Genomic DNA, 13,677 nt, shown 5'->3' on the forward strand with positions numbered 1-13,677 from the left:
ATATACATAAATATTTTTTATGCATTACACTTTGCACCAACTACAGGTTTTCCTTAAAATAGCTCAGCTTCAGAGTATTACCAAGGCTTCGGAAGCCTTAAATTTAACCCAACCTGCAGTGTCAATTCAGCTAAGAAATTTTCAAGATCAGTTCCCTATTCCTCTTACTGAGGTTGTGGGGCGGAAACTATATATAACCGACTTCGGACATGAAATCGCCGAAACCTGTGAGAAAATTATTAATGAGCTTCAGTTGATTAACTATAAGACCTTGTCTTTCCAAGGACAACTTTCCGGTAGGCTTCGAATTTCAATTGTGTCTACCGCCAAATACATGATGCCCTATTTTTTAACGGAATTCGTTCAACGACATCCGGGAATTGAACTCATCATTGACGTAACCAATAAATCGAGCGTTATCGAAAGTCTGGAAGCCAATGAAATTGATTTTGCTATGGTGTCCGTTTTGCCGGAAAAATTAAAAGTTCATCGCGTTGAGCTTATGGAAAATAGATTGCATTTAGTTAGTAGCAGTAAATTAGATGTTAAAGCCTTTCGTACAAAAACTGATTTATTAGAAAAGGTTCCAATGATATTCAGAGAATCAGGTTCGGCCACGAGAAAGGCTATGGAAGATTTTCTTTCAAAACGAGGTGTTTCAGTAAAAACCAAAATGGCCCTAACCTCAAATGAAGCTGTGAAACAAGCTGTGTTAGCTAATTTAGGTGTTTCGGTAATGCCTCTTATCGGTATTAAAAATGAATTAAAAAATAATGATCTTCAAATCATTCCTCTTCGGGGCTTACCTATCATTACGACCTGGAATCTCATTTGGTTAAGTGCCAAAAATTTATCGCCAATAGCGCTGGCTTATTTAGACTTTTTGAATACAAAAAAAGATGAAATCATGAAAAAACAGTTCCATTGGGTGGAAGCTTATAAAGACATTTAGAATACTTATTCAAAAAAAAGCCCGACAGAAGTCAGGCTTTTAATTGTATGTTAATAAAAAAATACCCTATAGTTTAAAGGACATTCTGGCAAATAAGAATCGGCCTCCAATACCGAATTGTTGTGAACGTCTAGACCAGTCAAAACGACCACCACTGCGGTTCGCTTCAATAGTACGGTCCGGATAAATATCAAAAAGGTTATTGGCTCCAACCGTAAAAGTTAAACTTTCCGAGGCTTTATATCCAAAAGATAAATCTGTTACCACTTTAGAACCGTAAACTTGTTGATTAGCTACCGTTGATGTCGCTTCTGAAACTTCTCCAAAGAAAACATTTCTCAAGAATACGACCCATTTACCGGAAGAATAACTATTAGTTAAATTGATCTTGGTACGAGGCACCGCGGCTTCCAGATATATTCTACTATCTTCAGGGAAGTATGTGTCAACAAGACCTGCATTTACCAAAACCTGAGAGGCTTTGATAGGGCCTACCTGTTGGGTTTTAGATAAGGTTGCTGAAAGATCACTTTTCAATCTGCCATTCGTGCCTATCGGTGTTTTATGAGTAATCACAACATCCAAACCTTTTGATTCAGTGTTGATAGCGTTAGCAAAGAAAGAGGCTGCCGAGGCATTAGCCTGAGATAATAAATTATCCAATTCAGAACCCGTACCGGGACCTCTAAACTGACCTGTGTAAACAACGCGATCATCGATAGCTACAAAATAACCATCAACCGTAAATTCAAGATTGGCATCCGGCATTTTAGCTGTAAAACCCAAACTCACACTTTTTGAAGTCTCCTGTTTCAATTCAGGAATACCCAATAATTTAGCGGCTCTACTGTCGTTAGCAAAAGTTCCAACCTCAACAGGAATACCATCCTGGAATATAGTAGAGGTGGAATTGAAATACAACTGGTGCAAAGACGGCGCTCTGAATCCAGTATTCAAAGCAGCTCGAATATTAAAGTTTTCAGCAGCTTTGATCCGTGTGGCTAATTTGAAATTGGTTGTTGAACCAAAATCTGAATAATTTTCAAAACGAGTCGCGAAGCTTACCAGAAATGCATCGGTAAGATCGGCTTCCAGGTCAATATATCCTGCAATACTGTTACGTCCTCTGGATAATTCATTTTTCGGGCTAAAGCCTGGAAATACCTGTGAACCACCTGGTCTCGCGCTTCCAAAAAAGTCTACCGCAGGATTTTGGGATGGCAATACAATGAGTTCCCCTTCCTGAGTATATTGACCCCAAGAGGCTTCCTCACCGGCAACAATTTGATAATTTTCAAGTCGGTACTCAGCACCAAAGGCCACGTTCAAACCATCAAAAATATCATCAAAAAATTGACTGATGTCTAAATTCACTGTGTTTTGCATAAAGTTAAAACCTCCGGCATCAAATACGGTTGGCGATGCTTTTTGAAGTGACGCGTTAAAGGTGTTTCCGATAGTATATAAAAACTCGTTCTTACCATAGGTATTGCTGAAGTCTACATTCCAATCGTTCACCATCCCTTTAATGCCAACAGATACTGATTTATCAGTGATCGTAGAGTTGATCTCAGGTAAGAATCCATTGATGTAAGCCGGTGTATAAGTTCTACTTTGATTAGGTAATCTATAGAATCCGGCAGAATTACCGTTTCTCGAACTTATTCCCGCAAATGAATACAATTCGGTTCCTGCATCATCAAGTGGTATGGCCATGTTTGCAAAAAACCGACCGCCACGAATTTCAGACTGACCCACACGCATATTAAAATCACTTCGGGTTAAACCTCGTGCCGATAATTCTTGCATAGTGTTATCAGCACCTAATATATCTTGTAATTCCGGTTTGGTGGTTGCGCCATTCAAATTGATACCGGCCTGATTTGCATAATTAATAACATCATCAACATTGTCGTCTAATAAAAGAGATAGGTCATAACCATCATTGTTAGCAAAGCGTTCTACCGTGTTATACAAATTGAAAACAGTTCCTTCCCATTCTTTCATTCTACTGTAATAGTTTCTAAAATCGAAATCTCCTGTGAAATTGATGTAACCGCCTTTTTCACCCAGTTTCAATCCAAAATTGGTGGACACATTTACGGTTTCACCATCCACACCTCCGGTTTGATCATTGGCATTTTTAGTGAAATGCGCTCCGGAAGTCACATTTACACTCAACTCGTTCGTAGTTTCTTTAAGAACAATATTGATCACACCTGCAATGGCATCAGAACCATATTGCGCCGCAGCACCATCACGCAATACTTCGATACGCTGAATAGCTGCCGTAGGAATAGCATTTAAATCGGTTCCCACACTACCTCGACCAAAAGTTCCGTTTACGTTTACTAATGAAGAATTGTGACGTCTTTTCCCGTTGATCAGAACCAAAACCTGATCTGGCCCGAGACCGCGCAATGACGCCGGATCAATGTGGTCCGTACCATCAGAAATGGTTTGAGTGTTCGAAGTGAATGAAGGTGCTACATAATTAAGCATCTGGTTTAAATTCACCTGGGGTCCTGCGGAAGTAAGTTCTGTAACATCAATAATATCCACAGGAACCGGAGTATCAATGGCTGTCCTACTTGGGTTTCTAGACCCAATAAGAACCACCTCTTGCAGGGCAACCCCTTCCGCCATGGTAATAATTATATTCGTTGCTGAACTTACTGAAACTTCTTTTGTTTCATATCCAACCGTCGACACTACCAAAGTAGCCGGAAAAGATTTAACCTCAATACTAAAGTTTCCGTCAAAGTCGGAAATGGTACCATTCGTTGTACCTTTAACAACAATATTAGCACCGGGTAATGGTGTTTGCCCATCTGCCTCTGTTACAGTACCAGTAACTGTACCTTGTGCCATCACAGCGATGGGAACAAAGAAAAGCAGATAGAAAAACAACTTAGAGTGTAATAATTTTTTCATAATCAGTATGGTTTAATTAATTAATAATTGAAGAATTTACGGATTTTATTCTAAGTAGTCTTCCTGTTTTATTAATTTTTTGCATAATATTCTGTGTTTTAACATTTTTAATGAAAATATTTCATAATATAAATCATTAAAATATCCCTGGATTTGTTAGTTTTTTGAAAAGATATCTTACTAAATTTGCACTTTTATTCTACACCAGTATTTTTAATTTGTAGGGTGATAAAATTTTACAACAATGTATAGAAGTCATAACTGTGGTGCATTGCATGCAGCACACGTCAATAAAACGGTTACATTAGCCGGCTGGGTTCAGAAAATCAGAGACAAAGGGTTTATCGTTTGGGTCGATCTTCGCGATCGCTATGGTATTACGCAATTGGTTTTTGATGAAGAGCGTACACCAAAAAATATCATGGAACAAGCGCAAGATCTTGGCCGTGAATTTGTGATTCAGGTTACCGGAACTGTTATTGAACGCGCTTCTAAAAACCCCAATCTTCCAACAGGAGATATTGAAATCCTGGTTTCAGAATTGAATATTCTTAATGCAGCATTGCTTCCTCCGTTTACTATTGAAGATAAAACCGATGGTGGTGAAGAATTGCGCATGAAATACCGCTACCTCGATATTCGCCGAAATCCGGTTAAGAAAAATTTGATTTTCAGGCATAAGGTAACCCAAGCGGTTAGAACCTATCTTTCAAATGAAGATTTTATAGAGATCGAAACACCGTATTTGATCAAATCGACACCGGAAGGCGCCCGTGATTTTGTTGTGCCCTCGCGCATGAATCCGGGACAATTTTACGCCTTACCGCAATCGCCACAAACCTTTAAACAACTCCTTATGGTTGGTGGTATGGATAAGTATTTTCAAATTGTTAAATGCTTTAGAGATGAAGATCTACGTGCCGATCGTCAGCCCGAGTTTACACAGATCGACTGTGAAATGGCATTTATCGATCAGGAAGATATTTTAAACACATTTGAAGGTTTAACACGTTATTTACTTAAAGAAATTAATGGTGTTACCGTTGATAAATTTCCGAGAATGACTTACGACGAAGCCATGCGTTTGTATGGCAACGACAAACCGGATATCCGTTTTGGGATGACCTTCGGGGAATTAAATGCAGTAGCCCAACATAAAGACTTTAATGTATTCAATTCAGCAGAATTAGTTGTTGGTATCGCCGTTCCCGGCGGAAATAGTTTCACCAGAAAAGAGATCGACAATTTGATCGACTGGGTAAAACGTCCACAAATTGGCGCCATGGGCATGGTTTATTGCCGTGTAAATGAAGACGGAACTTATAAATCTTCGGTAGATAAATTCTACGACCAGAACGATCTTGCCAAATGGGCAGAAGCTATTAATGCAAAACCGGGCGACCTGATCTGTGTACTTTCCGGCGAAGCCGAAAAAGTGCGTCCGCAACTCAGCGCGTTACGTATGGAATTAGCAGAGCGTCTGGGGTTACGCAAGCCCAATGAATTTGCACCGCTTTGGGTTATTGATTTCCCTTTATTGGAATGGGACGAAGAGACGGAGCGCTACCACGCCATGCATCACCCGTTCACGGCACCAAAAGCAGAGCAGATCGAATTATTAAAAACCGATCCCGGAGCTGTAAAAGCGAATGCCTACGACCTCGTTCTTAATGGAAATGAAATTGGTGGCGGATCTATTAGAATTCATGACAAGGCCACACAATCCTTGATGTTCGATTATTTAGGTTTTACTCCTGAAGAAGCCAAAGCACAATTCGGTTTTTTAATGGATGCCTTTCAATATGGTGCTCCACCTCATGGCGGTTTAGCCTTTGGTCTGGATCGTTTGGTTGCCATTTTAGGCGGACAAGAAACCATTAGAGATTTCATTGCATTTCCAAAAAATAATAATGGTCGCGATGTGATGATCGATGCGCCAGCGCCTATCGACGATGTGCAACTTGAAGACCTTAACTTGAAACTAAATTTAAAATCTTAACACTAATATCCTGCTCACGCAGGATTTTTTTATAGTTTTAATTATGCCAGCAAAAACATTATATAAACGCATTCTTATCTGGAGAGCCAAACATATCTCTCAAAAGCAGTTTGTATATATTTTAAGTATCATGGTTGGTTTTTTATCTGGCTTTGGTGCCGTAGTTTTAAAAAACTTAACCCACTTTATACAACATATACTCGAGGGTAATTTAGTACAAGAGTATCATCATGCCTTTTACTTTTTGTTTCCCATCATTGGTTTTGCCATTGTGTATTTAGTAATGAAATATGTAACCAGACATAAAGTAAGTCACGGGATACCTTCCACGCTTTATGCCATCGCCAAACGCAAGGGTATCATGCGCCGTTTTCAAATGTATGGGTCTATTTTAACGGCGCCCCTTACGGTAGGTTTTGGTGGGTCTGTTGGACTCGAGGGACCAACCGTAGCCACAGGAGCTGCCATTAGTTCCAATTTATCGCGCATGTTCCATATGAACCAAAGAACGCGAAACTTACTTATTGGCTGTGCTGCTGCCGGTGCCTTGTCTTCAATTTTCAAAGCACCTATTGCCGCCATTATTTTTGCCATTGAGGTTTTTAGTTTAGATCTTACACTGGCTTCCATGTTACCGCTTTTACTGGCGTCCTTATCAGGTATTTTCACTTCCTATTTCTTCTTCGGAAATGATGTGTTATTGCCATTTAAAATAGTGGATAAATTTACGCTGGCCGATATGCCATTTTATGCTGCTCTGGGAATTATCGCTTCGTTAACCTCCATGTATTTTACGGAAGCCTACAGCCGTATTCAAAATCAATTCAATAAAATTGACTCCCCCATTAAACAATTCATTGTTGGTGGTATTTTAATTGGAGTCCTTATCTTTTTCATTCCACCCCTTTACGGTGAGGGTTACGAAGTAATTAACAACCTCATCGCCGGCCGACCGGAACAAGCCCTGGAAAATAATATCCTCAACCTGGATGTGTCAAACATCTGGGTAGTTATTGCTTTGTTAGCAGGTTTGGTATTTTTTAAGATCATCGCGAGTGCCATCACCTTTGGCGCCAATGGCGTTGGTGGTATATTCGCGCCTACCTTATTTATGGGTAGTATCATGGGGAATTGCATTGCCAAAATAATAAACCACAGTGGTATCGGAATTTCCGTATCCGAAAGTAATTTTACACTGGTAGGTATGGCAGGTTTAATGGCCGGCGTGCTTCAAGCTCCTTTAACGGCAATATTCCTGATTGCAGAACTTACTGGTGGTTACGACTTGTTTATTCCGCTCATGCTAACCGCGACCATCTCCTTTGGGATTACGAAGTACTTCTACCGCCACTCTGTTTATTCCATGGAATTGGGTAAAAAAGGCGAGCTCATTACACACGATAAAGATCACGCCGTACTTACACTTATGGATATCAATACCGTGGTAGAAACCAATTTTATTCCGGTAACTGCAAAAATGACCCTTGGCGACATTGTCCATAAAGCCGTGGTAAAATCCAAACGAAATATTTTCCCGGTTATTAATGAAAAGGATAAATCATTGGTAGGTGTTATTTTACTGGACGACATCAGGCCGATCATGTTCGATCAAACCCTTTATGACGAGGTTACGGCTACCGAGGTTATGCAAGATCCACCGGAGATTATCGATATGGAAAAAGACCGTATGACGGTAATCATGAAAAAATTTCAGGATAGTGGCGCATGGAATTTACCGGTGCTTAAAAACGGCGCTTACGTAGGTTTTATCTCCAAATCCAAACTCCTTACCGCCTACCGTCGCAAACTTATAAATCTCACGAACTAATGAAATACATTATCTGGATATTTTTTATCGCCTCCATGGGTAGCATCATTGCAGGTTTTGCCATGCCGGGCGGCCATAATGAATTGCTTATCGGTCTTGGTGTGGTAGGATTATTCGTTGTGGTTTTCCCATTGTTTTCCTGGTATCGCTGGAAAGATAAAGATATCAAAGACTACATGATCACCAAAGAAAGTCTCGATCGTATGCGCGAAAATCAAAAATCCGAAAAAAAGCATAAATAAGTTTTGGGCGTTCCCCCGCCGATGGCGTGGTCGGGCTATACGCTGCAAGTCCTCGCTCGTACCTCGCTGTGGGCTTTCCGCTACTATCCCTGCCTGCCGGCAGGCAGGCCTAACGCGGGCATTTTTGCCAAAGTCAGAAACTAGACAATATTTCGTCATTCCCGCGAAGGCAGGAATCTATTTTAAAAGATTACCACGTCGCTCCGCTCCTCGTAATGACAATAAGAAACGTCATTGCAAGCATATCGAAGCCATCTGTTTATTGTAAAATCCTTCTTGTCATTCCCGCGAAGGCGGGAATCTGCATGATGAGCTAACCACGTCACTAAACTCCTCGTAATGATGAAAAGAACCGTCATTGCGAGTGAAACGAAGCAATCTGTTCCTGAGATTACCACGTCGTGATACTCCTCGTAATGACACTTAATTCAAGTTACGCCTTTCAATAAAGAACCGCTTTAACAATTGTGAAGCCCCTTCTGCCATAACGCCCCCTTTCATTTTGGTCTTCGGATGCAGTTTGGTTTTAAGATTTATACAACCCCGTTCTTCATCGCGAGCACCATAAACAATTTTAGATATCTGACTCCAGTAAAGCGCTCCGGCACACATTTGACAAGGTTCAAGCGTCACATAAAGCGTGCAATTCAATAAATATTTCCCTCCTAAAAAATTGGCCGCCGAAGTTATCGCCTGCATTTCAGCATGAGCAGTAACATCATTCAAGGTTTCCGTTAAATTATGGCCTCGGGCAATCACTTTATCACCAATAACGATTACGGCCCCAACCGGAATTTCACCTTTCTCGAAAGCCAACTCGGCTTCCTGCAAGGCCTTTTTCATAAAGTAATTATCATCAAAAGGTTGTATCATAAAAACAAAAATAAAAAAAAAGAGCCGTTAAGGCTCTTTTTCAAATAGCATTAAACTATTTAGTCAATTAATATTTTTTCATTGGTATTAATGTAATCCCCATGGATATTTAAAATATATAATCCGGATTGCAAGCTACTCACATCCAGGGTAACCGTCTTATTTAAATCAGTTTTCTGCTGCAACATCGTTCTACCATTAATATCAACTAAGGTCATGGTAACATTACCAAGTGCCATTTTAGGCTTGATATTTAGCAAATGCTTCGCAGGATTTGGATAGATATTATAGTCTGAAGCTCCAAATTCCTCTGCACTTAAGGTGGTACAATTTACTAAACTTGGATCATCCGCTGGTGGCATATCAAATGCTTGGGTTTGATCTGTGCGTGAATCGAAAGTTCCCTGATCAGCACTATATCCCAAACCACGAGCTGCAAAGGTTTCCCAGATCATACATTGGTCCTGACCTCCCAGTGCTTGGTCAGCCGCGAGAACGGCATTTCTGGCCTGTACAAAACCCGGGTTACAGTCTTGTAATTTCATAGCATCCATAACAATTTGCAAGATCTTATTATTTCCACCGGTTCCGGAATAAAAATCAGGATCGAAACCGTATTTCTCGATATATTTCCAGGTAAGATCCCAAAGCATGGTAGCCCAAACAGAACCCACACCATGCGGTGCGCTTATACTTGATGTTCTGTTCGTGTAATCATAGGTCATGGGATTTATACTCGTATCCGTGCTATATCTGTAAGGTCTTATACCCGGACCATCAATGGCCTGATCTGCATCATAGGTTGCAATACCACGTCCGGTGGCACCATTATCTGTAGATTTCATAGTAAGCATCAAGGCCAGCCAATCAGACCATCCTTCACCCATTTGTTCGGTGTAGGTGATGCAATCGCCCGTATCCGGATCAAATTCACTACAAGAATTCAAACAGTTAGAATTGGCAGCACCTCCGGTTAAACGGTTCGAAATTCCGTGGGCATACTCATGAATAATGACACCGTTATCATAATCCCCATCAATAAATAATGGTTGTTTTAAAGTGGCGTTGATGGTTGAATTAATTTCTAACCTGGCAATAATATTATCCCCGTCAGTTCTACTTATCATAATTCCCGGAATGGTTACCAGGTCACCATCAGCACCGCCACCCATAACACCTATAGGTCTGGTATCGGTGATAACAATAGCTCCTACGGCACCTTCATTTTGTACCGCTAGCAATTTGGAACCAAATTCACAGGTCCCACGATTCATTACAGCGATTTTTCCAACCAAATCCGCTCCATTAGTAATAACATCGCAAGCGTCATAAATGTCTGTTGATGTACCTCCCGAATTATCATCAATAGCCAAGGCAAGATCTGCTGTTACGGGCGTGGATAAATCCCCACCAAAACCTGCAGGAATTCCAACATAATCACCAGCCAATCTACCACTATTAATAGTAAGTGCAATGCCATCCTTAGGATTCCAAAGATACATTTGCATACGGGGGCTACTACCATCATTTGGAGTAGAAAAGTTTGCGTTATCGTAACCACTACCATCCAAACCATCGGCTATTACAGGGTCTCCTTCACCAGTACTATCACCCGAATAATTCAACTTTTGAAAATTTCCGGAGGCTTCATCAAAACCATACTGATAGGTGATGTCGTGAACCATATTACTGATATAAAATAAATTAGTAAGCGAAGCATCACGAGACACCCCAGGTTGTTGCGTAAAATCGATTGGAAAATTAAAATCTAATGTGGCGCCACCGTCTGCAGAATACAATGTTGAATTTTTTCCTATGGAGTCATCATAAGCTAAAACATTGTTACCTTTAGTTGTGGTGTACTCTGGTCCGGCCATTCCATTATCATCATGCCAGCCAAATGGAGAGGCCGTAGGATCAGCAGGATTGGACACCAAAGTCCGGGATCCGTGGTTTGGACTTTCAGTAGGAAGGGCATAGACATTATATTGTGAGCCATCGACCAAAGTAGAACTACTGGTTTTGAAAAGTTCGGGCCTCCCAAAAACTTCAGGCTTCAAATGATGCTGATGATTCGCATGGTTATTATCTCCAAAACTACATTCAACGGTCCAATCATTAATATCTAAGATAGTTCCGTTGGTAGCGTCCACACGCACACTCCACCAATGTTTACCATCTTTGGTGAAGATGTTCAAATCCCAGGCTAATCTAATTTCGCCATCTTTAGTTTTAAAATAGACCTGTTCAACAGGAATATTTTCTTGAGAAATATCACCTTTGGAATATATGTTTTTATGGGTTTCGGTATCTATTAGCTCTAAGGTCCCTACGGGTCCTAATTTGAATCGGGCAGCTACTTTTTCAATAGCATTTTCAGGAGAGAGGCTAGGATTTACTGTATTAATACGTTGGGCTAAATTAGGCTCCATGTCACCCGCCATATAAAACACTTTATTATTTTTTATAGCCACGCTGGAAGAGACATTGATCAATTTGATTCCCTTATAAAACTGGTTTATATAAATATTAGAAACCCCTGATTTCTCTGAAAAGGTGGTCTTGTTAATATAAATGTCCCGGATATCCGTTGCAGATAATTTTCCGGTTCTGGCATTGGTTTTTAAAAAAGATGATACCGCCGGACCGAATTTTGACTCTGAAAGTTTTGTTTGTGCTAAAGCCGAAAAAGTCATAAAAAGACAAAGAGCAACCAAAGGGAAAGCCTTGTAAAATTTTCTCATTTCAATTTTTTTTTAGTGTTTAAATATACTAATATCCTTTAATAATTATCACACACTTTAACAATATTTGTTTCTTTTCCTCACTGATTATCAAATTAAAAATTAAAAATATATGTAAACTTTGAGCGTATGATCCATTAAAAAATATTTTAAAAAAACACCTTTAAAAACTGTACTTTTGTGTGGTGCAAAATCACTTATTACATACGATTAATTTTCCTGAAGATCTAAGAAAACTGGCTCCTGAGGATTTGCCCGAATTAGCTAAAGAACTTCGGGACTACATTATTAGCGTGGTTGCCACAAAGGAGGGGCATTTAGGTGCGAGTTTAGGTGTTGTAGAACTCACCATTGCCCTTCATTATGTATTTAATACTCCGGAAGACCTCTTACTTTGGGATGTGGGCCATCAGGCATACGGCCACAAAATACTAACAGGACGCCGTGAGCAATTTCATACTAATCGGGAGTGGGGCGGTATTAGCGGTTTTCCGAAACGAAGTGAAAGTATTTACGATACCTTCGGTGTCGGGCATGCCTCCACTTCTATCTCGGCAGCATTAGGTATGGCACTGGCCAGTAACCTAAAAGGTGATCATCAAAAGCAACATATCGCTGTTATTGGCGATGCCAGTATCGCAGCAGGCATGGCCTTTGAAGGCTTAAATCATGCCGGAGTTACCGATGCTAATCTTCTGGTTATTTTGAACGATAATGCCATTGGGATCGATCCCAGTGTTGGGGCACTGAAGCACTATTTAACAAACGTAAAAAAAGGGATCCAGAAGGAAAATAATATTATGGAAGCTCTGAATTTTGATTATTATGGTCCTATAGATGGCCATGATCTGCCAAAATTGCTCAAGGTTTTAAAACGGTTAAAAACTAAAAAAGGCCCAAAACTTTTACACGTGATCACTACAAAAGGTAAAGGTTTAAAGCAGGCTGAAGCCGATCAGGTAACCTACCATGCTCCCGGAAAATTTGATGCAAAAACCGGTGAATTGGTTCAAAAAACTTCATCCGATGGCCCCTTAAAATATCAGGATGTTTTTGGTTTAACTCTAGTAGAACTTGCTAAAACAAATGAAAATATTGTTGGTATCACTGCAGCAATGCCTACCGGAACTTCCATGAAATATTTAATGAAAGCTTTCCCTGATCGTGCTTTTGATGTGGGTATTGCCGAGCAGCATGCGGTAACTTTATCCGCCGGAATGGCTACGCAAGGATTAATCCCTTTTTGTGCTATTTATTCCACGTTTTTACAACGGGCTTACGATCAGATCATTCATGATGTTGCGCTTCAAAAGCTCCCGGTTATCTTTTGCCTGGACCGTGCCGGTCTGGTGGGCAAAGATGGTGCAACGCATCATGGGGTTTTCGATTTGTCGTATTTACGCTGCATTCCGAATATGACCATTTTTGCACCGCGTAACGAGATAGAACTTCGCAACATCATGTACACAGCGCAACAAGGTTTGGAAGGTCCGATAGCGATACGATACCCAAGAGGAAAAGGTCTTATCTCCGATTGGAAACAACCTTTTGAGTCGATCGAGATTGGTAAAGGGCAGCTTTTAAGGTTGGGTAAATCTGTGGTAGTACTTTCTGTTGGTACTATGGCAGAAAATGTTTCTGAAGCTCTGGAAGATCTGCCGGCAGCGCATTATGATATGCGTTTTATAAAACCTCTGGATGAAGATTTATTACATGACATCTTTAAAAACTACACAACAGTTATAACAGTTGAAGACAATAGTGTGAAAGGTGGTTTTGGAGCTGCTATTCTGGAATTTGCCGCCACCCACGATTACCATAATACGATTAAGGTTCTTGGTATTCCCGACACCTTTGTGAACCACGGCGAAGTTGGAGAACTTCAGGATTTTGTTGGGTTGGATGCTGAGAGTATTCGAGCGGTGGTATCTCAGGTACTACAGGATTAAAATTTTCTTTTGTCATTCTTTTTTCAGATTGCTTCGCTATGCTCTCAATGATGATCTATTTTGTCATTACGAGGAGCGTAAGCGACGCGGTAATCCCTCAAATAAGAGCAGAGATTCTTCGCTTCAAAGCATTGCGCTCTGAATGACAGCAAGGTT

At 40.4% G+C, this 13,677-nt stretch carries 8 protein-coding genes; 5 read left to right on the plus strand and 3 right to left on the minus strand.

The genetic code is table 11. The features are described 5' to 3' along the window. The first annotated feature begins 19 nt into the window (after positions 1–19). Complete coding sequence (locus ABD682_RS01905) at positions 20–952, plus strand: LysR family transcriptional regulator (protein ID WP_344738418.1); 933 nt, start codon at positions 20–22, stop codon at positions 950–952. 66 nt (positions 953–1,018) lie between these two features. On the opposite strand, the gene ABD682_RS01910 is transcribed toward ABD682_RS01905, so the two are convergent. Then, positions 1,019–3,886 carry a TonB-dependent receptor gene (locus ABD682_RS01910; protein WP_344738420.1) on the minus strand — a complete coding sequence of 956 codons (2,868 nt, stop codon included), beginning with the start codon at positions 3,884–3,886 and terminating at the stop codon, positions 1,019–1,021. A gap of 244 nt (positions 3,887–4,130) precedes the next feature. Here ABD682_RS01910 and aspS point away from each other — a divergent pair, with 244 nt between their 5' ends. From aspS to ABD682_RS01925, 3 genes are read left to right on the plus strand one after another with little or no spacing between them, the layout of a single operon-like run. After that, positions 4,131–5,885, plus strand: coding sequence for an aspartate--tRNA ligase (gene aspS, locus ABD682_RS01915; RefSeq protein ID WP_344738422.1), 1,755 nt, complete (start codon positions 4,131–4,133; stop codon positions 5,883–5,885). A 43-nt stretch (positions 5,886–5,928) separates the two neighbouring features. Beyond that, positions 5,929–7,713, plus strand: a complete 1,785-nt coding sequence (locus ABD682_RS01920; RefSeq protein ID WP_344738424.1) for a chloride channel protein — start codon at positions 5,929–5,931, stop codon at positions 7,711–7,713. Further along, entirely contained in the window at positions 7,713–7,955 is a 243-nt protein-coding gene (locus ABD682_RS01925; protein WP_344738426.1) for a hypothetical protein, read from the plus strand. The genes ABD682_RS01920 and ABD682_RS01925 overlap by 1 nt, the downstream gene beginning before the upstream one ends. A 423-nt stretch (positions 7,956–8,378) precedes the next feature. Here ABD682_RS01925 and ABD682_RS01930 read toward each other — a convergent pair whose 3' ends face one another. Continuing rightward, positions 8,379–8,828, minus strand: coding sequence for a nucleoside deaminase (locus ABD682_RS01930; protein ID WP_344738428.1), 450 nt, complete (start codon positions 8,826–8,828; stop codon positions 8,379–8,381). Between the two features lie 59 nt (positions 8,829–8,887). Then, positions 8,888–11,572: a T9SS-dependent M36 family metallopeptidase gene (locus tag ABD682_RS01935; protein WP_344738430.1), complete on the minus strand. Its 2,685-nt coding sequence runs from the start codon at positions 11,570–11,572 to the stop codon at positions 8,888–8,890. Between the two features lie 185 nt (positions 11,573–11,757). Here ABD682_RS01935 and dxs point away from each other — a divergent pair, with 185 nt between their 5' ends. Next, positions 11,758–13,521: a 1-deoxy-D-xylulose-5-phosphate synthase gene (gene dxs, locus ABD682_RS01940; RefSeq protein WP_344738432.1), complete on the plus strand. Its 1,764-nt coding sequence runs from the start codon at positions 11,758–11,760 to the stop codon at positions 13,519–13,521. Positions 13,522–13,677: the final 156 nt, after the last annotated feature.

It is taken from the genome of Gaetbulibacter aestuarii, from assembly GCF_039537665.1.
GTDB lineage: Bacteria > Bacteroidota > Bacteroidia > Flavobacteriales > Flavobacteriaceae > Gaetbulibacter_A > Gaetbulibacter_A aestuarii.